The organism is Microbacterium sp. SW12, from assembly GCF_055391095.1.
Window position 1 is genome coordinate 1,930,819 of the sequence record NZ_AP024335.1, and the last position, 23,709, is coordinate 1,954,527.

At 67.1% G+C, this 23,709-nt stretch carries 22 protein-coding genes and 1 tRNA gene; 10 read left to right on the forward strand and 13 right to left on the reverse strand.

What is annotated here, in order from left to right:
• Positions 1–7: 7 nt before the first annotated feature.
• The 3 genes from MICSW_RS09795 to murI are packed head-to-tail and all read right to left on the reverse strand — an operon-like array spanning position 8 to position 2,249.
• Positions 8–625: a non-canonical purine NTP pyrophosphatase gene (locus MICSW_RS09795; RefSeq protein WP_464498327.1), complete on the reverse strand. Its 618-nt coding sequence runs from the start codon at positions 623–625 to the stop codon at positions 8–10.
• A gap of 4 nt (positions 626–629) precedes the next feature.
• Positions 630–1,370 (reverse strand): ribonuclease PH, encoded by a 741-nt coding sequence (gene rph / locus MICSW_RS09800; RefSeq protein WP_292728822.1) that lies wholly within the window; start codon positions 1,368–1,370, stop codon positions 630–632.
• Between the two features lie 60 nt (positions 1,371–1,430).
• On the reverse strand, positions 1,431–2,249 hold the full coding sequence (gene murI / locus MICSW_RS09805; RefSeq protein WP_228177138.1) for a glutamate racemase: 819 nt from the start codon (positions 2,247–2,249) through the stop codon (positions 1,431–1,433).
• A gap of 92 nt (positions 2,250–2,341) precedes the next feature.
• Between murI and MICSW_RS09810 the strand changes: the two genes are divergently transcribed.
• The gene (locus tag MICSW_RS09810) at positions 2,342–3,670 is read left to right on the forward strand and encodes a nicotinate phosphoribosyltransferase (RefSeq protein WP_464495494.1); all 1,329 of its coding nucleotides are present in this window, start codon (positions 2,342–2,344) and stop codon (positions 3,668–3,670) included.
• Between the two features lie 18 nt (positions 3,671–3,688).
• Here MICSW_RS09810 and MICSW_RS09815 read toward each other — a convergent pair whose 3' ends face one another.
• The 4 genes from MICSW_RS09815 to MICSW_RS09830 form a co-directional block, all read right to left on the reverse strand.
• On the reverse strand, positions 3,689–3,955 hold the full coding sequence (locus MICSW_RS09815; RefSeq protein ID WP_228177136.1) for a DUF3039 domain-containing protein: 267 nt from the start codon (positions 3,953–3,955) through the stop codon (positions 3,689–3,691).
• Positions 3,956–4,041: 86 nt separating this feature from the next.
• On the reverse strand, positions 4,042–4,704 hold the full coding sequence (locus MICSW_RS09820; RefSeq protein ID WP_464495497.1) for a hypothetical protein: 663 nt from the start codon (positions 4,702–4,704) through the stop codon (positions 4,042–4,044).
• A complete protein-coding gene (locus MICSW_RS09825; RefSeq protein WP_464495500.1) occupies positions 4,701–5,609 on the reverse strand; it encodes a hypothetical protein in 909 nt (302 codons plus the stop codon). Before MICSW_RS09825 ends, MICSW_RS09820 begins: the two co-directional genes overlap by 4 nt.
• Positions 5,585–6,439, reverse strand: coding sequence for an ABC transporter ATP-binding protein (locus tag MICSW_RS09830; RefSeq protein ID WP_464495504.1), 855 nt, complete (start codon positions 6,437–6,439; stop codon positions 5,585–5,587). Before MICSW_RS09830 ends, MICSW_RS09825 begins: the two co-directional genes overlap by 25 nt.
• 535 nt (positions 6,440–6,974) lie before the next feature.
• Between MICSW_RS09830 and MICSW_RS09835 the strand changes: the two genes are divergently transcribed.
• Complete coding sequence (locus tag MICSW_RS09835) at positions 6,975–7,940, forward strand: hypothetical protein (RefSeq protein WP_228177134.1); 966 nt, start codon at positions 6,975–6,977, stop codon at positions 7,938–7,940.
• Positions 7,941–7,998: 58 nt separating this feature from the next.
• Here MICSW_RS09835 and MICSW_RS09840 read toward each other — a convergent pair whose 3' ends face one another.
• The 3 genes from MICSW_RS09840 to MICSW_RS09850 all read right to left on the reverse strand — a co-directional run bounded on the left by MICSW_RS09840 (position 7,999) and on the right by MICSW_RS09850 (position 10,984).
• Positions 7,999–9,519, reverse strand: a complete 1,521-nt coding sequence (locus MICSW_RS09840) for a S1C family serine protease (RefSeq protein WP_464495506.1) — start codon at positions 9,517–9,519, stop codon at positions 7,999–8,001.
• A 119-nt stretch (positions 9,520–9,638) separates the two neighbouring features.
• Entirely contained in the window at positions 9,639–10,448 is an 810-nt protein-coding gene (locus MICSW_RS09845) for a carbon-nitrogen hydrolase family protein (RefSeq protein WP_228177186.1), read from the reverse strand.
• Between the two features lie 5 nt (positions 10,449–10,453).
• Positions 10,454–10,984: a DUF6328 family protein gene (locus tag MICSW_RS09850; protein WP_228177132.1), complete on the reverse strand. Its 531-nt coding sequence runs from the start codon at positions 10,982–10,984 to the stop codon at positions 10,454–10,456.
• Between the two features lie 104 nt (positions 10,985–11,088).
• Here MICSW_RS09850 and MICSW_RS09855 point away from each other — a divergent pair.
• Positions 11,089–11,165 (forward strand) — tRNA-Met (locus tag MICSW_RS09855).
• A gap of 67 nt (positions 11,166–11,232) precedes the next feature.
• Here MICSW_RS09855 and MICSW_RS09860 read toward each other — a convergent pair.
• Complete coding sequence (locus MICSW_RS09860) at positions 11,233–11,703, reverse strand: MarR family winged helix-turn-helix transcriptional regulator (RefSeq protein ID WP_228177131.1); 471 nt, start codon at positions 11,701–11,703, stop codon at positions 11,233–11,235.
• 80 nt (positions 11,704–11,783) lie between these two features.
• Between MICSW_RS09860 and idi the strand changes: the two genes are divergently transcribed.
• Genes idi through MICSW_RS09890 form a run of 6 tightly spaced genes read left to right on the forward strand, consistent with a single transcriptional unit; the run spans position 11,784 to position 17,484 of the window.
• Positions 11,784–12,335, forward strand: coding sequence for an isopentenyl-diphosphate Delta-isomerase (gene idi, locus MICSW_RS09865; RefSeq protein ID WP_228177130.1), 552 nt, complete (start codon positions 11,784–11,786; stop codon positions 12,333–12,335).
• Positions 12,332–13,387: a polyprenyl synthetase family protein gene (locus tag MICSW_RS09870; RefSeq protein WP_228177129.1), complete on the forward strand. Its 1,056-nt coding sequence runs from the start codon at positions 12,332–12,334 to the stop codon at positions 13,385–13,387. Before idi ends, MICSW_RS09870 begins: the two co-directional genes overlap by 4 nt.
• A complete protein-coding gene (locus MICSW_RS09875; RefSeq protein WP_228177128.1) occupies positions 13,384–14,253 on the forward strand; it encodes a phytoene/squalene synthase family protein in 870 nt (289 codons plus the stop codon). The genes MICSW_RS09870 and MICSW_RS09875 overlap by 4 nt, the downstream gene beginning before the upstream one ends.
• Positions 14,254–14,313: 60 nt before the next feature.
• Complete coding sequence (gene crtI, locus MICSW_RS09880; protein ID WP_464495513.1) at positions 14,314–16,281, forward strand: phytoene desaturase family protein; 1,968 nt, start codon at positions 14,314–14,316, stop codon at positions 16,279–16,281.
• Entirely contained in the window at positions 16,278–16,601 is a 324-nt protein-coding gene (locus MICSW_RS09885) for a lycopene cyclase domain-containing protein (RefSeq protein ID WP_347424846.1), read from the forward strand. Before crtI ends, MICSW_RS09885 begins: the two co-directional genes overlap by 4 nt.
• Positions 16,588–17,484 carry a prenyltransferase gene (locus MICSW_RS09890; protein WP_228177124.1) on the forward strand — a complete coding sequence of 299 codons (897 nt, stop codon included), beginning with the start codon at positions 16,588–16,590 and terminating at the stop codon, positions 17,482–17,484. Before MICSW_RS09885 ends, MICSW_RS09890 begins: the two co-directional genes overlap by 14 nt.
• Before the next feature lie 7 nt (positions 17,485–17,491).
• On the opposite strand, the gene MICSW_RS09895 is transcribed toward MICSW_RS09890, so the two are convergent.
• The gene (locus MICSW_RS09895) at positions 17,492–20,410 is read right to left on the reverse strand and encodes a UPF0182 family membrane protein (RefSeq protein ID WP_464495517.1); all 2,919 of its coding nucleotides are present in this window, start codon (positions 20,408–20,410) and stop codon (positions 17,492–17,494) included.
• 92 nt (positions 20,411–20,502) lie between these two features.
• Positions 20,503–21,621 (reverse strand): YlbL family protein, encoded by a 1,119-nt coding sequence (locus tag MICSW_RS09900; RefSeq protein ID WP_464495520.1) that lies wholly within the window; start codon positions 21,619–21,621, stop codon positions 20,503–20,505.
• Between the two features lie 121 nt (positions 21,622–21,742).
• Here MICSW_RS09900 and MICSW_RS09905 point away from each other — a divergent pair, with 121 nt between their 5' ends.
• Complete coding sequence (locus MICSW_RS09905) at positions 21,743–23,140, forward strand: zinc-dependent metalloprotease (RefSeq protein WP_228177121.1); 1,398 nt, start codon at positions 21,743–21,745, stop codon at positions 23,138–23,140.
• Positions 23,141–23,709: the final 569 nt, after the last annotated feature.

Consider the following 23,709-nt stretch of genomic DNA (forward strand, 5'->3'; position numbering starts at 1 on the left):
CCGTGTGTCAGAGCGCCGACAACAGCGGCGCGAGGGCGATGAACGCTTGGGCGCGGTGCGACGCTGCGGTCTTCTCCTCGGGGCTCCACTGGCCTACCGTGCGCTCCGCGCCCGCTTCCTGGCCGTCGGGGATGAAGATCGGGTCGTAACCGAACCCGCCGTCGCCGCGCGGTTCGGTGGCAAGGCGCCCGTGCCAGCGCCCCTCCACCACATGCTCCATGGCGAAGGCGGTCGACCCCGGTTCGGGGACGACCAGCGCGATGGTCGACACGAAGGATGCCTTCCGGTGCGGGTCCGCGATGTCGGAGAGCTGATCCAGCAGCAGACGCATGTTCGCGACGGCATCCTTCTTGTGGCCCGCCCAGTACGCCGAGAAAATCCCCGGCGCGCCGCCCATCACGCTGACGGCAATGCCGGAGTCATCGGCGAGCGCTGCAAGCCCGGTGTGGTGGGCAGCTGCCCGCGCCTTGATCAGGGCGTTCTCGGCGAAGTTGACGCCATCCTCGACGGGCTCGGGTCCGTCGTAGCCGATGACGTGCAGGTCGGGGCGGGTCGCCGCGACGATCCGGCCGAACTCGGCGACCTTGTGGGGATTGTGGGTTGCCAGGACGATCTGCTGCGGCATCCGGTCACTCACCCGAAGCGAGGGTGTCGGTCTGAATGTCACGTAGGGTCGCGCAGCCTGACAGCCCCAGCTCGAGAAGCGCATCGAGCTCCCGCTTGTCGAAGGGCGCACCCTCGGCAGTGCCCTGCACCTCGACGAACAACCCGCGCCCCGTCACCACGACGTTCATGTCGGTCTCGGCGCGGACGTCCTCGACGTAGGCCAGGTCGAGCATCGGCTCACCGTCGATGATGCCGACCGAGACGGCAGCCACCGAGTCGAGCAGCACCTGCGATTTCTGACCGATGAACTTCTTGCGCCGTCCCCATTCGATGGCATCGGCGAGCGCCACGTAGGCCCCCGTGATGGCGGCGGTTCGGGTTCCTCCGTCGGCCTGCAGCACGTCGCAGTCGATCACGATCGTGTTCTCACCGAGCGCCTTCGTATCGACCACTGCCCGCAGCGCCCGGCCGATCAGGCGAGAGATCTCGTGTGTGCGGCCACCGATCTTGCCCTTGACGCTTTCGCGGTCGTTGCGATCGTTGGTGGCCCGAGGCAGCATCGCGTACTCGGCGGTAACCCAGCCCTTGCCCTTGCCGGTGAGCCAGCGCGGCACACCGTTGGTGAAGGATGCCGTGCACAGCACGCGGGTTCCGCCGAAGCTGATCAGCGCTGATCCCTCTGCCTGGGTGGACCAGCCTCGTTCGATCGTGACAGGACGCAACTGGTCGATGGTGCGACCGTCAGCGCGGGTGATCTCGCTCATGCGGGTTCTCTTTCCGGGTCGGTGCTCCGCGTCGGGCGAAGCGGCGGTCAGTGCGGCAGGTCAGGGCCGCAGGTCGATGGCTCCGGTCTGCACGAGGCGCACGTCTCGCACCTCGCGGCCCATGAGCCGGTGGGCAAGGCGCACGAACTCGTCAGCCGAATCACCGGTTGCTTCGTACGTGTGGGTTGCAGCAGCATCCGTTGCCGCCAACAGATCCCGACTCACGAGCTGCCGGTACACGTCATTAGCCGTCTCGGTGTCGCTGGAGACGAGTGAGACATCCGGTCCCATCACATAGCTGATGGCACCCTTCAGGAACGGGTAGTGAGTGCAACCGAGCACGAGCGTGTCGACGCCGGAGTGCCGCAGCGGCGCAAGGTATTCCTCGGCGACGGCCAGCACCTCGGGCGTGTCGGTTTCGCCAGCCTCGACGAACTCGACGAAGCGCGGACACGCCTGCGCGAACACCGTGAGGCGGTCATTTACCTCGAGCATGTCTTGGTACGCGCGCGAGCCGATCGTGCCGCTGGTGCCGATGACCCCGATCCGCCCCGACCGGGTCGTCGACATCGCCGTCCGGACGGCAGGCCCGATCACCTCGACGACGGGGACGTCGTAGCGTTCGCGCGCATCGCGCAGTACCGCGGCGGACGCGGTGTTGCAGGCGATCACGAGCATCTTCACGCCCTGCGCGACGAGGGTGTCGAGCACCTCGAGCGAGTACCGACGCACATCGGCGATGGGCTTGGGTCCGTAGGGCGAATGGGCAGTGTCACCGATGTATAGCAGCGACTCGCGAGGCAGCTGATCGGAGATGGCCCGTGCCACGGTGAGCCCGCCGACACCGGAGTCGAAGATCCCGATCGGCGCGTTGTTCACGGTGCACCAGCCTACGCCAGCGCTCGTCTCCCACCCGCCGGGCGGCGGAGTGGGATGGATGCCGCGGCGGCCGCTTCACTAGGCTGACGCGCATGACAGCATCCGTCAGCACGGCACTGCTCACCGACCGGTACGAACTGACGATGCTCGATGCGGCCCTCCACGACGGCACCGCCTCGCGCCGCTGCGTGTTCGACGTCTTCGCGCGACGCCTGCCCGGCGGCCGCCGGTTCGGCGTCGTGGCGGGCACTGGGCGGCTGCTGAGCCTGTTGCGCGACTTCCGGTTCGGCGACGACGAGCTGCGTTTCCTGCGCGACGAGCGGGTCGTGGATGCCCAGACCCTGCGCTTTCTCGAGGAGTACCGCTTCACGGGGTCGATTCACGGGTACCGGGAGGGCGAGCTGTACTTCCCGGGGTCGCCGTTGCTGACGATCGAGGGCACCTTTGCTGAGGCGGTCATTCTGGAGACCCTTGCCCTGAGCGTCCTGAACTACGACTCCGCGGTAGCTGCCGCGGCGGCACGCATGAGCATCGCCGCCGGTGACCGGCCCCTCGCCGAGATGGGCTCACGGCGCACCGGCGAATGGTCGGCCGTCGCTGCCGCGCGGGCGGCATTCATTGCGGGATTCGGCGCGACGAGCAATCTGGAGGCCGGGCGCCGGTGGGGCATCCCGACCATGGGTACTGCAGCGCACAGCTGGACGCTGCTCCACGACACCGAAGCCGACGCGTTCGCGGCGCAACTGCGGGCCCTCGGCGACCAGACCACACTTCTCATCGATACGTACGACATCGAGACGGGCGTGGACACAGCGATCAGGGTCGCCGGAACGGGGCTGGGCGGGGTACGGATCGATTCGGGGGACCTCCCGATCGTCGCGGCGCAGGTCCGGCGGCAACTCGATTCCCTGGGTGCTCACGACACGCGCATCACCGTCACAAGCGACCTTGACGAGTTTGCGATCGCCGCGCTGGCGGCATCCCCGGTGGACGCGTACGGCGTCGGTACGGCGCTGGCCACCGGTTCGGGCTCGCCGACGGCGGGCCTGGTCTACAAGCTCGTGGCACGCCAGGATGCCGGCGGTGCGTGGATCCCGGTGGCGAAGACCTCGACCGCCAAGGCGTCGCTGGGCGGGCGGAAGACGGCTTTCCGAATCCTCGAGCACGGAATCGCCCGCGAGGAACTCATCGTCGTCACCGAAGGCTTCGAGCACACCGAAACGCCGACGCTGCCGTCGAACGCCCGCGCCCTGCAGATTCCGCTCGTCGCCCACGGCGAGATCGATGCAGCAGCCGAGGGACCCGGCGGAGTCAGCGCCGCCCGTGAACACCACGCACGCGTACGGGCCGAACTCCCTCTGACGGCTCTCGCGCTCAGCCGCTCGGAGCCCGCCCTCGAGACCGCCTACCAGACGGGCTGACTACGTGAGCGGGTGGGCTCAGTTCTTCATCCGCTCGTAGATCTCTTTGCACGTCGGGCACACCGGAAACTTCTCGGGGTCGCGCCCGGGGGTCCACTTTTTGCCGCAGAGCGCCTTGACCGGCTTGCCGGTCAGAGCCGACTCGAGGATCTTGTCCTTCTTGACGTAGTGCGAGAACCGCTCGTGGTCCCCGGGTTCGACGGTCTCTTCGCGAAGGAGCTCTTCGAGCTCGCGATCGAGGGTCGCAAGTCCGCCCTGGTCGGGGCTGTCCAGCGGAGTGCTCATGGACAGTCAGTGTAGTCCGGGCATCCGGCCGCGGCTCGGGTTCTCGCGGCTCGAATGCCGCAGGAACAGCCGTTTCAGAAGAGCCGTCAGGATGCCTCGGCGAACTCCATGATCCGCCCGGTTCGTCGGGTGAAGACCGCTGCCCCGATGGCGACGCCCAACACGAGCACGACAAGACCGGTAGCAACCCCCACCCACAGGGCAAGCGAGGCAGCCTCGATCGTGCGCGTGAGCGCGAGCCAGGTCCACCACAGGCTCGGTGCTGACACGGCGAGCGCGCCGATCATCACGAGGGCTTGGGGCACAGCTCCACTCGACCCGGTGCGCTGCGGCTGCTGGAACGGGCTCTCGCCCGGAGGTGTGACGGGGTAAGGCGACGCCGCCGAGGCGATACTCGACAGGCCGAGCCCCGAGAAGAACAGCGACGCGCACACGCCGACGATCGCCGGCGCGATCGCCCATCGCCCATGGAGGGCGACAGAGATCGGGATGCCGATGGCCAGCACGGGGATGGCGATGACCAGGATCGGAACGAGGCGCCCGACGCGGTCGGGCAAGCCCCGCAGGCCGCTCGCTACATGCATCCAGATCGCCGTCGAGTCGTACGCGAGATCGTTGTGGGGCAACCAGCCGAAGAAGAGCGCGACGAACAGGATCGGCACGAGCGCCGCGACGTTCGCGGGGACCCCCGCGATCAGGAGCGGCACGACAGTGGCCACCGCTGCGACGGGGATCACGAGTGTGTTCACGAGGTAGCGCCTGTCGCGCAGCCAATACACCAGGCTCCGAGCTGCGACGGCTCCCCGGGGGTCCCCGGGACGACGCTGAACCAACCGAGTCCGCCCCGCTCGCGCGTGGTCAGGGGCTTTTCGATGCTCGAGAGGAAGTGACGCACCAGCGCGAGCCACGCAAACCCCAGCGCGACAACGGTTGCCAGAGCGATGATCAGGGCGAGAACGCCGGATGCGTCGCCCCGCGTGAACAACAGTGGGAACGCCCACGCAGCGCCGATGGGAGTGAAGCTCAGGATGTCGACGACCTGCTGCAACGGGCCAGGAACGGTGCCGCGCCAATCGAGGGACGCCAGGAAGACGCCCACCGGGACGACGATGACCAGTACCGCGACCAGAAGAAGGCCGGAAAGTTCTCGCGAGCGGCGATCACCGAAGATGATGCCGGCAACCCCGAGCGCGACGCGGGCAAACAGTACGCACGTCGCCACCCCAATCACAACGGCGATGATCGCCGCACCGACGGTGGCTCCGGCGGCGACCCAGACAACAGCCGCACACACCGCGAGGGCGGCCAGGCCCAGGACGGGGACGCTGAACAGCCCCGCGAGCGCGAGCGCTCCCGCGAGAGGCTCGGGAGCCAGGGCGAAGACACGGAATCGACGCGGATCGAGCGGATCGGTCACCGCGGAAACGATGGGCGCCACGGCGAAGGCGAGCGTGAGGGTCGCACCGCAGAAGATGGTGATGGCCCCGACAGCTGCGGTCGAGGACTCTTGTACGCGCAGCAGCGACCAGCAGGCGGCAACCGTCGCCGCCAGCAACAGCAGCGCACCGACGATTCCTCGCGTGACCTTCTGCGGATCTCCCCGGAAAGCACCCAGCAGCAGCGCGATCCTCAGTCGGAGAACGTGTGCAACCACTCGAGGCCCTCCAACTCGCCCGCCCCGCCGACGAGTTCGACGAACCGCTCTTCCAAGCTGACCTCGCCACGCACCTCGTCGATCGTGCCCTCTGCCACCAGGGAACCGGCGACGATCACGGCGACGCGCGAGCACACCCGCTCGACGAGCTCCATCCCGTGGCTGGAGAGGATCACTGTCCCGCCGTGCGCGACGTACGCCTGCAAGATGTCGAGAATCGCCGCGCTCGAGACCGGATCGACGGCTTCGAACGGTTCGTCGAGCACCAGGACGCGGGGCGAGTGGATGAGAGCACCGGCGAGCATGATCTTCTTGGACATGCCCGCCGAGTAATCCGACACGACCCGGCCGAGCGACTCTGTCAGATCGAACGCGCGGGCAAGGTCGATGGTGCGCCGCTCGACCTCGGCCGGCGGGAGGCCCCGCAGTGCGCCGTAGTAGTAGAGCAGCTGGCGGCCGGTCAGCCGGTCGAAGGTGCGGAACCGGTCAGGAAGCACACCCATGAGGCGCTTGGCTGCGACGGGCTTGGCCGCGGCATCCACGCCCGCGATCGTGATGTCGCCCGAATCGGCGCGGAGCAGGCCCGCGATGATCGACAGGGTCGTCGTTTTCCCCGCCCCGTTGGGCCCCACGATCCCATAGAAGCTGCCGACGGGGACCTCGAGGCTGATCCCGTCCAGCGCCTGCAGATCTCCGAATGACTTCCGGATGCCGCGCAGCACCAGCGCCGGCACCGGCGCCGCATCGTCTGCTTCGACGGGCACAAGGTCTGTCGACCCGGTGATCGTGGCTACTGCCTGCTCGGCAGCATCCACGGGGTCATCCGCCACAGCGTCATCTTCCGGGGCGGGCTCGTCTGCTGGGGCAGGCTCGTCTTGTTCCAGGGCTGCCTCGTCGGCGTCCGAACTGGAAATCTGGTCGACCTCATCCCGGGTCTCGCTCGCTGCGATGGATTCCAGCGCAGCCTCGAGCGCAGGATCGACCGGCGTGCCATCGACCGCGGCGTCCTCGGGCGCAGGGGGCGGCGTGCCCTCCGACTCAGAGGGTTTCGGTGCTGCGGCGGGGCGCTTCCGCGCAGTCGCGGGTCGCTGCGCCGCAGGGCGCCGTGGCGCGCGGGGACTGGAGCCCGACGTCTTCGAAGCGGGTGCGCGTGAACTGGAGGTCTTTCGCGGGGCGCGTGGCGCGCGCGGCGACGCGGGCTTCTTCGCGGATCCCTCCCCGGGGTCTCGCCGGACTCGCCGGAGGACTCGTCGGGAAGATCCGTCGCCTCAGTCACCGCTCCAAACTATCAATCGACCTCCGCCTCAGCCCCCGATGACACTCGATGCCAGGCGGATGCCCAGCCGGAGCGCTTAAGATCGCCCCATGGCCGACAAGGTCCATCAGATCCATTCGCTACCGGATGACGCCCCCTGGTCAGGTGGGCTCCCTCCGGAAGGGTCGGACGAGCACCCGATGTTCATCCGAGCGCTCGATCGCGTGCTGGCAATTCAGCGGCCCGTTGTTCTGGCTCATTTGCGCAGCATCCGCCTTCGCCAACCGAACGCGACCTCCGCGCAGATCATCCGCACTCTTGAGCGCCGGTACCTGGCCGCCGTGACCACCGGAGGCGCGGCGGTGGGGGCCACGGCTGTGGTTCCGGGCATCGGTACCGGCGTCACTCTCGCCCTCAGCGGGGTCGAGACCATCGGGTTCCTCGAGGCGACCACCCTCTTCGCGCAGTCAGTTGCGGAAGTGCACGGCATCCCGGTGTCCGATCCCAACCGCGCCCGTGCGCTCGTGCTGACACTGATGCTCGGCCAGGAAGGCGTCGACCTCGTCTCGCAGTTGGCGAACCAGGCGACCGGTCGCGGACCGACGCGCTCGACCTACTGGGGCGAGATGGTCACCAAGACGATCCCGAAGGCAGCGATGGGGCCGATCGTCGATCGCCTCAAGACCACCTTCGTCCGCCAGTTCGCCGCCCGGGGCGGAGCGTCCTGGATTGGCAAGGCTCTCCCGTTCGGCATCGGCGCGGCAATCGGCGGCGCCGGCAACCACATTCTCGGCCGGCGGGTCCTCACGGGATCCCGCCGAGCCTTCGGTATTCCGCCGCAAGCGTTACCCCCAGAAACCGAGCCGCTGCCGGGCGCCCGCCGTATCGAGCACTCGGCAGTTTCGGTCGTGCGCCGCGCCGGTTCTGCGGTGAGCACAGGCGTGGGGCGGGGCGCGAGCGCGATCGGCAGCAGTGTCTCGAAAGGAACGACAGCTATCGGCGGTGCAGCTCGAAGCATCACGCGTCGTCCCCGGAAAGACGAAGACGCACAAGCGACCGACGCCGCCCCGGAGTAGTCTGGGGCGGCGTCGGTCGGGCTCGCCAGGTCTGACGTGACCGAGCCTTAGGCCGTGCTCACGAACCGAGCTGTCCGAGCGTCACGTCCACCGTGCGGGTCTGACCGTCGCGAACGAAAGTCACTGTCGCGTCGCTTCCGGCCGCTGCAGCACGCACCTGGGCGGTGAGATCGGTCGCGTCCGAAATCGGCACACCGTTGAAGCCCGTCACGATGTCGCCGGCCTGCAGGCCGCCGCGCTGGGCCGCGCCACCGTCGGTCACGTCGGCGACGTAGGCACCGGTGATGGTGGAGCCCTGAATCATCGCGGCGTTCTGCACGCTCGCACCGAGCAGTCCGTGCGTTGCCGAACCGGTGTCGATGATCTCTTGCGTCACACGCTCGACGACGTTCGAGGGGATCGAGAAGCCGACGCCGATGGAGCCGGCCTGGCCCGAGGATCCGCCCGCGGAAGCGATCGCAACGTTGATGCCGATGAGCTTGCCGTCGGAATCGACCAGGGCGCCACCCGAGTTTCCGGGGTTGATGGCGGCATCCGTCTGAATCACCGCGATCGAAATCGTCTCGTTCGATCCCGTGCTGCCCTGGCGGCCCTGACCGAAGTCGAAGTAGAACGGCCCCTCGCCGCCCTGATCCTCGGAGTTGGGGTCGCTCTGGTCGGTGTCGGGCGCAGCAGCCGAGGAGATCTGGATCGAGCGGTTGAGTGCGCTCACGATACCCGTGGTCACCGTGTTCGACAGCCCCAGCGGAGCACCGATCGCGACGGTCTGGTCACCAACGTTCAGATTCGAGGAGTCGGCGAAATCAATCGGCGTCAGATCCTCGGCGCCCACGAGCTTGATGACGGCGAGGTCGTAGATGGGGTCGGTGCCGACGACGTCAGCATCGTAGACGCGCCCGTCTGACGTGGTGACGCGAACCGTCGCGTCTGCCGTCGCGCCGTCAAGGGTGACGACGTGCGTGTTCGTGACGACGTAGCCGTCAGAGGTCAGGACGACCCCGGAGCCCGTTCCGCCGCCGCTGGAGGAGCTGGCCTCGATGGTGACAACGCTCGGAAGCACCTTGGCCGCGATCCCGGTCGTCTGCGTCACAGAGGACGTGTCGTTCACCGTGACACTTGCAGGTCTGGATGCTGTCGTCACGGTGTCGGGAGCAAACAGCGAAACGCCGGCGTAGGCACCCCCCAGGCCGGCGGCACCGCCCACGAGGGCGGCGGCGATGATGATCCCGGCAACCTTGCCCGCGCCGACCTTTGCGCGCGGCGCCGCCGTCGTGGCGGGAGCGAAGGCGTAGTTCGGGGCAGCTGCAGGGGAAGTGTAGGGAGCCTGCGCGTAGGGGGACTGCGGGTGGTGGGTTCCAGCCGCGGGGGGAGCCCACGTCGGTGAGGCACTCGCAGCCGGGGACACCCCGGGGGTCGGCGGCAGCGGTTCCGTCGGCTGTGTGGACTGCGTCGACTCAACCGGTGTGGCGGCGGGGGCGGTCGCGTGCGCGGAGGCGTCAGCGCCCTGCGCGGCTTCCCTGTTCGCGGTCTCGGCGGCGCCCTGCGGGTCGACGGAATCTGCGGTGTTCTCGGTGCTCATGGATGCTCCTTCCAAGCACCATCAACGGTGCCGCCGGATGCTGTGTGAATCCTATGGCTCAGTCGGGAGCGAACTATGCAGTCGTGATGCTCTCGTTCGACGCCGCCCCGCGACACCGGTCACGGGCGCGGGATCACGTCGAACCGCCGCAGCCGAAGCGCCGGATTGACGCGCCGCACGCGATCTATGACATCCGGATCCACGTAGCCCACAGCGACATCCGTACCTGTGCCGACACCCGCGATCGCCACACCTTGGGGGTCGAGCACGACCGAGGCCCCGACCCCGAGCGGTGGCGGATGGTCGGCAGCCGCAACGAACACCGTGTTCTCGATCGCGCGGGCCGCCAACAGCGTCTGCCATTGGAACTCTTTGAGCGGACCTCGCACCCAGGCTGCGGGGACGACCATCCCCTCCGCCCCGGCATCCACCAGGGTTCGGGCGACCTCCGGAAACCGCAGGTCGTAACAGGTCATGAGACCCCAGCGCAGTCCGCCCACGTCGAAAGTCTGGGGTGGCACGAGCTCGCCGGCCTCGACCCAATCAGACTCCCGCTGCCCGAACGCATCGTAGAGATGAAGCTTGCGGTACACAGCGAGAACTCCCTCAGAGCCCACCGCAACTACCGCGTTGCGCACCTTCGCGGGGTTGGTCGCCGTTTCGATGAGTCCTGCCACGACCACCGTGCCGGTTCGCTGCGCTGACTGCTGAAGAGCCGCGATGAACGGTCCATCCACGGGCTGCGCGTGCCGGGCGAGCGTCTGGTCGAACGGGTCGACGAAGTAGCTGGAGTACTCGGGGAACACGACGAGGCTCGCACCGCGGTCAGCTGCCACATCGACCATTCGATCGATCTGACGCGCATTGGCCTCGCTGTCGGCAGACGGCGCGAACTGCGCAATTGCCACGGGGACTGCCGGTGCCGGCATCCGGGTCATGAGCGGTCCGCCTTTCGAGAATGGTGCCTGCGCAGATACCCCGGCACGACGAGCCACAGGATGACGACGGCGGCACCGAGGGCGGCCGCTGCGATCCAGGCCGGGTCGAAACCGAGCACGACGTCGAACACGAAAGCCACTACACCCACGAGAAGGAGACCGACGGTCCCCAGGGCACCGACGAGCGCGCGGTGTCCGAAGATCACGACGTCGGGCTTGGCGAGCCTGCGGAACAGGCTGCGGTGCATCGCGACCGGCGCCAACGCGATGATCGCGCTCAGAGCCGCGAGCACCAGAAGGACGAGGTAGAAGGCGCGTTGCGGATCGGTGAGGTCACCGAATGCCGGCTGGAATGCGACGGCGAGGAGAAATCCCGTGAGGATCTGCGTGCCGGTCTGGAGCACGCGCAACTCCTGGAGCACATCATCCCAGTTGCGGTCGGCGCGCTCACTGGGCGTCTCGGATCGCCCGTCGGGCCCGGCGTCGGCGCCGGGCGCCGTCCGTAGGTCGCCTCGGGATGTCGTCATGCGGCCATCCTCCCCGGCCGGCATGAGTCGAGGCAACCGGGGCCCCACCTCGCTAACCCAAAGATGCGAGGCCGTGGGAACCGTGCTAAGGTTGATCCTTGTGCCGCGGGGTGGAGCAGTTCGGTAGCTCGCTGGGCTCATAACCCAGAGGTCGTAGGTTCAAATCCTGCCCCCGCAACCAAGAGAAGGTCCCGGATCGACAAGATCCGGGACCTTCTGCATTGCCAGAGACCCCCACCGCAGTGAGCTCAGGCGGGGTCGATCGCCTGGCTCACATCGGTCAAATACCGGCCGATGAGCCTCAGCTCATCCTCCGTGTACGGCTCGGTCACCCGACGCATCTGCTCGAGGTGCTCGGAGAAGTGTTTGAAGAAGGTCGCCCGCGAGTGCGCCGTCAACGTCAGGATGCGTGCACGGCGATCCCTCGGATGCGGGTGGCGCTCGATATAGCCGGCTCCCTCAAGTCGGTCCAGCAGTTTCGTCGTCGATGCCGTCGATATCCGCAGGTGCTTCGCGATGTCGTGCGGACTGACGGACTCGCCCCGCTGCTCTCGCACGATCATCATGCGCAGGGCCGCGAGATCCGTCGCGTTCATGTCCATGTCGTCTTTCATGCCGCCGTTCATGCGGTCCATGGCATCATTGAGCGCACGGATGCTCAGCAGAACGTCCAGCACAGCCTGCTGGTGTGGAGTCTGCGGAACCCACGGCGTGGTCATGATGGACACCCCTTTCCACTCCTTGTTATCATCGGACGGGAGATATTGCTAGCTAAGCTAGCGATATAGGAGGAGGAATAATGACGGATGGCGACCATGTGGTGTTGCTGGATGACGATGGCAACCCGGTAGGCACCGCCCCGAAGAGCAGTGTGCATGGCACCGAAACCGCACTCCATCTCGCTTTCTCGTGCCACGTCCTCAACGCCGAGGGGCAGGTGCTCGTTACCCGACGAGCACTCGACAAGAAAACCTGGCCCGGCGTCTGGACCAATTCCTTCTGCGGTCACCCGAGGCCCGCAGAGCCACTCCTGTCGGCAGTGCAGCGACGCGGTGAGTTCGAGCTCGGCATCCACCTGACCGACATCGAGCTCGCGCTTCCGCTTTTCCGCTACCGCGCCGTCGACGCAGGCGGAATCGTCGAGAACGAGATCTGCCCGGTCTACATCGCACGCACCGATGACGAGGTCGCTCCGAATCCCCTCGAAGTCGTCGAAGCCCGCTGGGTAGACCCCGAAGAGCTCGGCTCGTCGCTGGCAACCACGCCCTGGGCCTTCAGCCCCTGGCTCGTGCTGCAGTCCCAGCAACTCGGCATCTTCGAATCCCCGCAACTGCAGCGACGAGCCTCATGATCCCAGACGCCGCCCGATTCGCCGTCGACACCGCGATCGACGAGGCACTGGCGCGACTGGCAGCCCGGGCGACGAAACAGGGAGAGTCGATGTCGGCGCTCACCGCCGCGGTGAGCGCCGCGACAGCCGGCGGAAAGCGACTGAGACCACAGCTGGTCGTGGCATCCTTTCTCGCCGTCGGCGGTGACCTCGAGCGTGCCCCCGGCCTGTCGTCTGTGGCCGCAGCATTCGAGTTGCTACATAGCGCGTTCGTCATCCACGACGATGTCATCGACCACGACGTGACCAGGCGCGGCGTGCCCAACGTGGCGGGCCGTTTCCGCATCAGAGCAAAAACCCAGGGCGCAGATGCGAAAGGCGCGGCGCTGCTGGGGGATGCGGCCGCAATTCTCGCCGGTGACCTCCTTCTCCACGAGGCGACCCGGATGGTCGCGCTTGCCGACGTGCCCGACATGCAACGCACACGACTGCTCGACCTCCTGGACGATGCCGTCTTCGTCTCGGCGGCTGGTGAACTCGCCGACGTCGAAAACAGCGTGACGCCCGATCTCGCGGAACAGGCAGAGATCCTCGCCGCCACTTACAACAAGACAGCGGTGTACTCGTTCACCGCGCCGCTCTGCGCGGGCGCGATTCTGGCCGGCGCGCCCTCGACGTGGATAGCCGACCTTGAACGCATCGGCGGCTCACTCGGTCTCGCGTTTCAGCTTGTGGACGATCTCATCGGCGCGTTCGGCACGGCAGAGCAAGCTGGCAAGGATGCCGGAAGCGACCTGCGCGAGTCCAAGCGCACGCCTCTCATTGCGCTAGCCCGCGAGAGCGCGCAGTGGCCGCTGGTCACCAGCACCCTCGCCGTGGCACACACCGGACCGATCGCGGTCCGCCACGCCCAGTCAGCGCTCGAAGCCAGCGGCGCCCGTGAGCGGCTTCATCAACTCATTGTCGAGAACCTGTCGGATGTGCGCCGACGCGCCTCCCGTTCGACTCTCCCTCCCCGCGCGGTGACCTTGGCAGATACGCTCGCTGCGGCAGTGGAGGAGCGCATTCCGTGAGTCATCAGCCGACGGGCATCGCCCTGTACGACACGGCAGCCGACGAGGCTGCGGCAGCCGTGATCGCGGCATACTCGACCTCGTTCGGCATGGCTACGCGCCTGCTCGGGTCCCGAGCCCGCACACACGTGCGCAACATCTACGCCCTCGTCCGCGTCGCCGATGAGATCGTCGACGGCCCCGCCGTCGAGGCCGGCTTGGATGCCACGCAAGCCGCTGCCCTCCTCGACGCGCTGCAAGAAGAGACGATGACAGCGATCGGTCGCGGCTTCAGCAGCAACCTCATCGTGCACGCCTTTGCGCGAACAGCCCGCGAATGTCTCATCGGAGCAGACCTCACCGATCCGTTCTTCGCCTCGATGCGAACCGACCTCACGGTTGCCTCACACGACGACGCCTCCCACGACTCGTACGTCTACGGATCGGCCGAAGTCGTGGGGCTCATGTGTCTGCAGGTGTTCGTCAACGCCGGCCAAGCTTCCCCTTCGGGCCCCACTCCCGAACTGGTCGACGGAGCCCGGCGCCTCGGCGCTGCCTTTCAAGACGTGAACTTCCTACGCGATCTCGACCACGACGAGGCCGCGCTCGGACGCGACTACCTCGGAATCACGACCGGCGCCCACGACCGGGTCGCAATCCTCGACCGCATCGATGGGGATCTGGCCGCGGCAGCAGCCGTCATCCCCCATCTGCCCCCGGATTGCCGCCGAGCCGTGACCGCAGCGCACGACCTGTTCGCCGAGCTCTCGAGACGGCTCCGCGCCGACCCCGCACCGACCGCACGGGTGCGGGTGCCCAATATCGTCAAGGCCGGACTCATCGCCCGCGCCCTCGTCGGAGTAGCACCACGCCGAACCAGCCCGTGAGCGCGGCCTTCCCGGTCACGTCGCCCCTGAATCCGCCCGCCCGAGGAATGAGGACTCCGCATGAGCGAAACAGCTAGCGCACGACCCGCAGCCCCCCGAACGGATGCCGACCGCGCGGTCGTCATCGGGGGTGGCATCGCCGGCCTGGCAACCGCAGCCCTCCTCGCGCGCGAGGGGTGGGCGGTGAGTTTGTTCGAGGCTCGCGATCAGGTCGGAGGCCGCGCCGGCGTCTGGGAGGCTGACGGATTCCGCTTCGACACCGGGCCCAGCTGGTACCTCATGCCCGAAGTGTTCGACCACTTCTTCCGGCTGATGGGCACGACCACCGCCGAACAGCTCAACCTCGTGCGCCTTGACCCGGCCTACCGCGTCTACAGCGAGCCGCCGGCCGGCACCGCAAGCGATCCGATCGACATCCGCTCGGGTCGGGAGCTTTCCACCCAGCTGTTCGAGAGCATCGAACCGGGTGCGGGTGCTGCCCTTGCCGAGTACCTCGACTCGGCGAAGGATGCCTACGATCTGGCGGTCACCCGGTTTCTGTACGACACGTATGAGACGACGGCGGGTCTTCGCGACCCGGCGCTGCTGCGCCGCGTGCCGCAGCTCGCTCCGCTCCTGACCACGACGCTCTCACGTCACGTCGAACGCCGCTTCAGCGATAAGCGCCTCCAGCAGGTCCTCGGGTATCCCGCAGTGTTCCTCGGCGGGTCTCCGTACGGAGTGCCGAGCCTTTATCACCTCATGAGCCACCTCGACCTCGCGGACGGCGTGCTCTACCCGCAGGGAGGGCTCTATGAGGTCATCCGTGCCGTCGAGCGAGTCGCGCGAGGGGCAGGCGTGTCCATCGAAACGGGTGCCGAGGTCACCTCGATCGTCACGACGCCCACCGCAGGCGGACGCGCGCAGGCGACCGGAATCACACTTGCCGATGGACGCCGCGTGGATGCCGACCTCGTCGTCTCGTCGGCAGATCTGCACTTCACGGAAACCCAGCTGCTTCCCGAGCCGCTCCGCACCTACCCCGAGCAGTGGTGGGAGAAGCGCACTCCCAGTCCCGGTGCACTCCTCCTGCTGTTGGGAGTCGAGGGCGACCTTCCGCAGCTCGCCCACCACACGCTGTTGTTCACCGAAGACTGGCGCTCGAATTTCGATGACATCTTCGGGGAGCACACCCGCGTCCCCGACCCGGCATCGATCTACGTCTGCAAGCCCTCCGCGACCGACCCGACAGTCGCCCCCGAGGGCAGCGAGAACCTCTTCGTCCTGGTTCCCATTCCCGCGGACCCGAGCCTCGGACACGGCGGTGTCGACCGCGGGGGTTCGCCGCGGATCGAAGCCGCCGCCGATCGTGTCATCGCACAGATCTCCCAGTGGTGCAACATCCCCGATCTTGCCGAACGGATCACGGTCCGGCGCACTATCGCACCGGGCGACTTCGAACACGACTTCCACGCGTGGCGCGGTAACGCGTTGGGCCTTGCCCACACTCTGCGCCAGAGTGCGGTCTTCCGCCCGCGGAATGCATCCAAGAAGGTCGACTCCCTCGCTTACGCGGGGGCCTCGGCCCTGCCGGGGATCGGGCTGCCGATGTGTTTGATCTCAGCCGAACTCGTCGTCAAGCGCCTCCGCGGTGACCGCTCCCCGGGCCGATCGCTGAGCCGGCGGCTGTCTGAGATGCCGGGTCTGTATCTCCTGGCGATCCTGGTTTCTGCGGCGGGGATTGCGGTGATCGACGCGCGATGGCGGCTGGCAGCCTTCGCGGCGCCGGTACGGACGCTCGCGGCCGTCGGGATCGGAGTGATGTTCTTCCTCGCGTGGGATGCCGTCGGCATCCTCACCCACGCGTTCATCAAGGGCGACAGCGGCCTGTTCATCGGGATTGATCTCGCACCCGAGCTTCCCCTGGAAGAGCCGTTCTTCCTCGCGTTCCTGTGTTACCTCGGGCTCGTGATCTATGCCGGTGCGCTCCGCTTTATCGACTCCCGCGCCACGCGGTCGAGCAAGGACAGGGCGGTGAACGAGCGATGACGTACGCACTCATCATCATTCCGTTCGCGCTGTTCACTCTTGTGGTGACGCTGCTGTCGGCGACCCAGCCCGGCATGAAACGGCGGATGCTGGCATCGACGATCAGCGCTGCTGTCCTCGTGGTCCTTACCGCAATCTTCGACAACGTGATCATCTCTGCCGGGCTGGTCGCCTATCCCGAGGGCACCTCGAGCGGCATCCGCATCGGGGTCGCACCGATCGAGGACTTCTCGTACGCGATCTGCGCCGCGTACCTCGTGCCTGCCGTCTACGTCCTGTTTCCCAAGGCTCGCGCGGGGGTCGACCGTGAACACCGCTGAACCGGCGCTCGGGCCCGGCAGAGTGATCCGCGAGCTCTTCGTCTCGTCGCGGCCGGTGAGCTGGATCAACACGGCCTATCCCTTCGCGGCGGCCTACCTCCTCACGACCCGCCAGGTCGACGCGACGTTCGTCATCGGCACCCTGTTCTTCCTCATCCCCTACAACCTGGCGATGTACGGGATCAACGACGTCTTCGACTACGAATCGGACCTTCGCAATCCACGCAAGGGCGGCGCGCACGGGGCAGTCCTCGATCGGCGGATGCACCCCATCACCCTGTGGGCTGCTGGGCTCTCGTGCGCCCCGTTCGTGGTCTACCTGGCCATCGTCGGGTCACCGCTGTCGTGGGTGATCCTCACGCTGAGCCTGTTCTTCGTGGTGTTCTACAGCGCTCCACCGCTGCGCCTGAAGGAGCGACCCTTCGCCGACTCGATCACCAGCAGCATCCACTTCTTCTCGCCCGCCGTCTACGGTCTCGTGCTCGCCGGAGCTACCTGGACGTGGCAGCTCGGACTCATCATCGTGGCTTTCGGCCTGTGGGGAGTCGCCTCACACGCCTTCGGTGCAGTGCAGGATGTCGTCGCCGATCGGGAGGCGGGGATTTCGTCGATCGCCACAGCCCGAGGTGCGCGATGGACGGTCTGGTTCGCTCTCGTCTGCTACGCCCTGTCGGGACTGGTCATGCTCGGCACGGCCTGGCCCGGCCCGCTGGCAGCGATCGCAGCAATCCCTTACCTCGTCGCAGTGTGGCCCTACCGGTCGATCCGTGACGCCGACGCCGAACGCGCAACCATCGGATGGCGCCGATTCCTGTGGATCAACCAGTTCGCCGGCTTCGTAGTGACGCTGCTGCTGATCTGGTGGTGGATTCTCACCGCCTGAGCGGGGCTTACTGCCCGCCCAGGGCGATGAGCTGCTCCACTGCCGCTGTCAGCCGTGCGTCAGCCTCGGCGAACGCCGTCAGATCGCCGGCCTTCAGCGCCGCATCCCGGTCCAGCATCGCCTGCTGGGCCTCCTGCAGCGCTGCCTGGTAGGCGTCGGTCGGCTCGGTCGGCGTGCTGGGCGTCGTTTCAGTCGGCGTCGGCTCGGGCGTCGGCTGCGTTGTGGCGCCCGGCGTGGGCGTCACGTCGCTGTCGCCGCCGGTGGCACCGGCGTCACCGCCGAACAGGGCATCGAGAGCCTCAGACAGGGTGTCTTCGAACGCGATGTCGTTACCGAACGAGACGAGAACCTTCTGCAGGGTCGGAAGCTTTGTCGCTCCCGAGGACTGCACGAACACCGGCTGGACGTAGAGCAAACCGCCACCCACCGGCAGGGTGAGCAGGTTACCGTTCAGGACGTCGGACTGCCCCTGCTTCAGCAGGTTGATCTGCGACGAAACCAGCGGATCGGCGTTGAACGTGTTCTGCACCTGACCGGGGCCCGGAACTGTCGTGTCTGCAGAGATCACGAGCATCCGCAGCTTGCCGTAATCGTCTCGCGCGGTGCCGGCTTCATCCCCGGCGTTCGAGTCGACCGCGAGGTACCCCATGAGCACGTTTCTGGCGTTCCCGGCCTCTGACGAGGGAATGAACGTCGTGAACATCGAGTACGTCGGCGAGGTCTGGCCGGGCATCTGCATCGACAGGTAGTACGGGGGCTGGAGCTCGGAGTCGTTTTGCGGGTCGTTCGGCGTCTCCCAGGCGTTGTCGCGCTGGTAGAAGGACAGCGCATCACCGACGTGGTACACCCCGAGGATCGCGCGCTGCACCTTGAACAGATCGGTCGGGTACCGCACGTGGCTCATGAGATCTGCCGACATGTCGGAGACCGGCTTGAGCGTCGAGGGGTAGACCTTCTGCCACGTCTGCAGCACCGGATCTGTCTCGTCCCAGGCGTACAGCGTCACCTTTCCGTCGTAGGCATCGACGGTGGCCTTCACAGAGTTGCGAATGTAGTTGATGTTGTCGAGACCGAAGCGCTGCTGCGCCGTGTTGGAGTCCGAGATCGCCTCCTGCAGGCTCACCGTCGAGGAGTACGGGTAGTTCGCGCTGCGCGTGTAGCCGTCGATGATCCACACGATGCGACCGTCGACGACGCTCGGGTACGGGTCGGAGTCCAGCTGCAGATAGGGCGCGACCTTCTGAACGCGCGTCGCCGGGTCCCTGTCGTACAGGATCTGCGATTCCTCGTTGATGTCGTCCGAGAAGAGGATCTGCTCGGATTGGAACTTCAGCGCGTAGATCAGGCGGCTAAAGACGCTCCCGACGCTCGGGCCGCCGTTGCCTTCGAACGTTGTCTTGACGTCGCCAGAGCCTTCCGAGGAGCCCGTCGGATAGTCGAGCTCGATCGGCGCTGTGCCCTCCGGCGCACCGACGATCGAGTACTGCGGCGACATCTCACCGAAGTACACGCGCGGCTCGAAGTCTTCCTGGTCGGAGAGGAACCCCGAGGCAGGGATGCCGCGCTCGAGGAAGACCGGCTCGCCCTCGGTGGTGCGGTCGTTGCCCTTGGCGACGACGAGCCCGTACCCGTGCGTGTAGATGAGGCTGGTGTTCTGCCACGTTTGTGCCGCGGCATCCAGCTGATCGACATCGAGCTCGCGCACCGAGACGATCGTGTCCTGGGATTGTCCGTCGATCTCGTACCGGTCGACGTCGAGCGGATTGTGGAACTGGTAGTACGCCCGGTACTGCTCGAGCTGACGCACGGTCGGCGGGATGATGGCGGGGTCCATGATGCGGATCTGCGCCGTGGTCGCGGCATCCGAGCGCAACTGTCCGGCTTCGGCGTCAGTTGCCGCCGAGAACTCCATCTGCTCGAGACCATTGACACCGTAGGCGGCCTTCGTGGCGTCGATGTTGTACTGGTAGTACTGCGCCTCGTAGTTGATCTTGTTCGGAGTCACCTGGAACGTGTTGACCACCCAGGGGTAACCGACACCGACGACGACGGTGGCGACCACGAGTACCGCGGTCGCGACGAGCGGATAGCGCCACCGACCGATGATGGCTGTCACGAAGAAAAGGATCGCGACGACGATCGCGCTGATCGCGAGGATCGATAGACCCGGGATGACGGCGTTGGCGCTCGTATAGGCGGGGCCGGTGATGCGGTCATCGTTCTGCACCATCAGCAGGTAGCGATCCAGCCACAGGCTCACGCCCTGCACCAAGACGTAGAGTCCCGCGATCACGGCGATCTGAATGCGGGCGGACTTCGAGATGCGCAGCTCGCGCTGCCCGACCCGGACGGCACCGTAGAGGTAGGACACGACGACGGTGACGAGCAGGCTCACCAGCAGGACCGCCGAAACGAAGCCCAGCAGTGCGCTGTAGAACGGCATCGCGAACATGTAGAAGCCGGTGTCGAGATTGAAGATCGGATCCGTCACGTCGGTAGTGACGCCGTTGAGCCACAACCACGTCGTCTGCCATTGCGTGGAAGCGGCGAAACCAGCGAAGAACCCGAAGAAGACAGGGATACCCCACATCGCCAGGCGACGCAGCGGCTCGACGACCTCCTGGTAGCGATCCAGCTGCGAACTCAATCGCACGTAGACCGGTCGCAACCGGTAGGCCAGCTGAATGGTGACCCACAGCGGAACGGCCATCCCGAGGAAACCGACGACGAACATGATCACGCGGGCCACCCACTGGGTGAGCAAGACTTCCTGGAATCCGAGCTGGTCGTACCACAGCCAGTCTGCGTAGAGGCTCGCAAAGATGAAGAAGCCGACGACGAGCGCGGCGATGATCGCGAGCGATATGGCGAGGATGCGGCGGGACGGCGAAGGCGTGGCCCTGTTCGGCGCTGAGGTCGTGGTCACCGTTTCATCCTAGGCGGCCGCTTCTGAGCGATCGCCGTACAGATGCCCTGATCCTGTTCGCTCTCAGCGACCCCGCCGACCGGTTCCCCGACTCACTGGCACGTCGGAAGCTGCGACAGGTCGCCGTCCGAGCTGATCGCGTCGAGGACGCTGAGCGCGTCATCGAGGGTCGCCACCGAGAAAACCTGCAGGTCACCGGGAATCTCATCGACGACCTCCGGACAGTTGGCAGCCGGAGCGAGGAAGTAGTCGGCATCGGCGCGGAACGCCCCCCACATCTTCTGTTGGATGCCGCCGATCGGTCCAACGGTCCCGTCAGCGGTGATCGTGCCGGTGCCCGCAATGTTCTGGCCACCGTTGAGGTTTCCCGGCGTCAGCATGTCCATGATCCCGAGCGCGAACATCATCCCGGCGCTCGGGCCACCGACATTGTTCAGCTGGATCGTCACGTCGATCGGGAAGTCGTAATCGGTGATGAGCGTGATCCCGATGATCCACACTGTCTCGTCGTTGACCCTGGTTGCAGCCGGCGTGACCTCGACCGTCAGTGGTTCACCATCCCTCAGGATGTCCAGGCTCAGCGGCGCCCCGCCGTCCTGCTGCACCTGCTCGCGCAAGGCAGCGGCGTCAGTCACGGGCTCACTGTCGGCGCGCAGCACGACATCGCCCTCTTCCAGGATGCCGTCCGCTGCAGCATCCTCGCCGACCGAGACGACAGTGACCTGCGTGCCGATGTCGTAGCCGAGCTCGGTCAGTGCCGCAGCCGTGGCTTCCTCTTGGGAGTCGACCATGAGAGCGGCTGATTGCTCGCTGCGCTGCTCGCTGGTTTGGCCCTCGGGAAAGACAGCCTCGATCGGGACGACGGCGCGGGAGGGGTCGAACCACGCAACAGCAAGGTCGAACCATGACGGCCGACGCTCCCGGCTTCCCGCGATCTGCACGGTCAGCAGGTCCAGGGCGCCGGAGGTCGGGTACGTCTCGGCTCCCGAGACCTCGATGAGCGGAACCTCTTCGCCGTCGCTCGTGCTGACGGTGCCGAGCGTGTTGTACACCGGACCGGGAAGCTCGATGACGTAGGCGGTGGGCAGGAACGACATCGCCAGCAGGGCCAGCAGCGCGACTACCAGCGCCCACAGTCCCACCCGCGTCCGGCGACTGATGGGTGCCCGCCGGGCAGGCGTCACCGATACGTTCTCGTCGAACAGCGCCACGTCATCCTCTCGGCCGTCGTTCGCGACCGGCGTAAGGCGATTCAGGTGGGGCCCGCGGGTGCGATCATTCGTGCGACTAGCGTAGATGCCATCCTCAAGAACCGGCTGAAAGGCGGCACCCGTGGCTGACGACGACCGGAACCCCGACGACGACCTTCCCGAGCTCTTCCGGCAGCTGTTCGGTCAGGCCGGCATGGGCGGCGACCAACTCGCCGAACTGCAGAAGATGGGGTTCGACCCCGCGATGATCCAGCGGGCCATGCAGCAATTGCAGGGCGCGATGGCCTCGGCCGGCGAGGGCGGGATCTCGTGGGATGCCGCGACCACGCAGGCGCTGCACATCGCGAACAAGGACGGCGCGGGCATCACAGCTGCCGACCGGTCGGCAGCCGACGATGCCTTCACCCTGGCATCCCTCTGGCTCGGCGAAGCGACGACGATCTCCGATCTCCCGGGTCCGGGAGTGACCATGACTCGCGGCGGATGGGTGGAAGCCACCCTGCCGGTGTGGCAGGAGCTGGCTGAGCCGGTAGCCACGAGCATCGCGGATGCCTTCACTGCGGCGCTGCAAGAGCAGTCCCCTCCCGAGATGCAGCAGATGATCGCCGGCGCGGGTCGCGTGATGCGCACGATCGGTGGTTCTCTGTTCGCCGCGCAGCTGGGGACCGTGGTCGGGAACCTTTCGACCGAGGTCGTCAGCGGCGGCGATGTCGGCATTCCGCTCCTGCCCGACGGTCAGGCCGCGGTGGTGCCCCAGAACTACGCTCAGCTCGCGAAGGATCTCGAGATCCCCGACGACCAGTTCGCGCTCTACATCGCCACCCGTGAGCTCGCGCACGCGCGGTTGTTCCGCCACGCCCGGTGGCTGCGACTGCACGTGCTCTCACAGGTATCGGACTTCGCGCGCGGCGTGCGCGTCGACACGGAGGCGCTCGAAGACCTCGCTGGCCGGTTCGACCCGCAGCACCCCGAGGAGCTGCGCGAGGCGCTGGAGAGCGGGGCGTTGCTGCCGGAGCGGTCCGAGTCGCAGCAGGCTGCCCTTGCGCGCCTGGAGACGATGCTGGCGACGATCGAGGGTTGGGTTGACGTCGTGACCGCGCAGGCCACGACGCGTCTTCCGGCTGCCGATCGTATCGCCGAGACCGTGCGACGCCGCCGTGCCGTGGGCGGTCCGGCCGAGCAGGCCCTCGGGACTCTGGTGGGACTCGAGCTCCGCCCCCGCCGCATCCGTGAAGCCGCCAGCATGTGGCGCGCGATCACGGATGCCGTCGGCATCGAGGCGCGAGACGGACTGTGGGACTCGCCCGACCTGGTTCCGACGGCAGCCGACATCGACGACCCGAGCGCCCTGATTACGCGGCTCGAGGCACGCGCGCGCGGTGAGGAGCCCACCCCCGACGAGTTCGACGACGCGCTGGCACGGCTGCTCTCCGGCGAAGACGGCAGCGGGTCCGCGGCGGACGAGAACTCCGATGAGGGCGGTCCGGCAGACGACGGTCCCGACGAGCGACCCGTCTGAGCCTGCGCCGCTCCTCCCCAGCGGCGCTGCCAGACGCGCGCGGAGATTTCTGTGGACAGCGACACCGCCGTGGCGAGCTCAGCCCAGACAATCGGGGAATGCTGCGCATCGACCCCGCCTATCCGCCCCTGTGGCGCACGCCGACGATGCTCCAGTTCGGAAGGAGCGATCGCGCACGGCTGGACGAGCCGGCGCTGTGGCAACTCCAGGTGATCCGCGAGCTGGGCAAGGGCATACCGGAGGTCGGAGTGAGCGCGCTCGCCCGATCCCTCGGGGTCGCGGCCGCCGATGTCGACACACTGCTCGATCGCTTGAGCTCGGTCATCGTGAGCACCGGCACCTCCCTGCGCGTCGGGGTGGAGCTCGCCGATGATCCGGCTGCCCAGTACGGGCCGCAGATCCGCGACGGACTGCAGGACCTCGGAATCGACGCGGCGCTCGGCACCTCGCGGGAGCAGGATGCCGTCGTGATGGTAGCTGCGCACGGCCTGCATCCTCGGCGAGCCGCCGCCTGGATGCGCGAGGACATCCCGCATGTCGCGATCGTGCTGGGTGCTGGAGAGGCAGAG

Coding starts and splice junctions, on each gene's coding strand:
- MICSW_RS09870 (WP_228177129.1), top strand. CDS start 12,332: ATGATCCCAGACGCCGCCCGATTCGCCGTCGACACCGCGATCGACGAG.
- idi (WP_228177130.1), top strand. CDS start 11,784: ATGACGGATGGCGACCATGTGGTGTTGCTGGATGACGATGGCAACCCG.
- MICSW_RS09885 (WP_347424846.1), top strand. CDS start 16,278: ATGACGTACGCACTCATCATCATTCCGTTCGCGCTGTTCACTCTTGTG.
- MICSW_RS09795 (WP_464498327.1), bottom strand. CDS start 625: ATGCCGCAGCAGATCGTCCTGGCAACCCACAATCCCCACAAGGTCGCC.
- MICSW_RS09835 (WP_228177134.1), top strand. CDS start 6,975: ATGGCCGACAAGGTCCATCAGATCCATTCGCTACCGGATGACGCCCCC.
- MICSW_RS09860 (WP_228177131.1), bottom strand. CDS start 11,703: ATGACCACGCCGTGGGTTCCGCAGACTCCACACCAGCAGGCTGTGCTG.
- MICSW_RS09845 (WP_228177186.1), bottom strand. CDS start 10,448: ATGCCGGCACCGGCAGTCCCCGTGGCAATTGCGCAGTTCGCGCCGTCT.
- crtI (WP_464495513.1), top strand. CDS start 14,314: ATGAGCGAAACAGCTAGCGCACGACCCGCAGCCCCCCGAACGGATGCC.
- MICSW_RS09810 (WP_464495494.1), top strand. CDS start 2,342: ATGACAGCATCCGTCAGCACGGCACTGCTCACCGACCGGTACGAACTG.
- MICSW_RS09840 (WP_464495506.1), bottom strand. CDS start 9,519: ATGAGCACCGAGAACACCGCAGATTCCGTCGACCCGCAGGGCGCCGCC.
- MICSW_RS09850 (WP_228177132.1), bottom strand. CDS start 10,984: ATGACGACATCCCGAGGCGACCTACGGACGGCGCCCGGCGCCGACGCC.
- MICSW_RS09815 (WP_228177136.1), bottom strand. CDS start 3,955: ATGAGCACTCCGCTGGACAGCCCCGACCAGGGCGGACTTGCGACCCTC.
- rph (WP_292728822.1), bottom strand. CDS start 1,370: ATGAGCGAGATCACCCGCGCTGACGGTCGCACCATCGACCAGTTGCGT.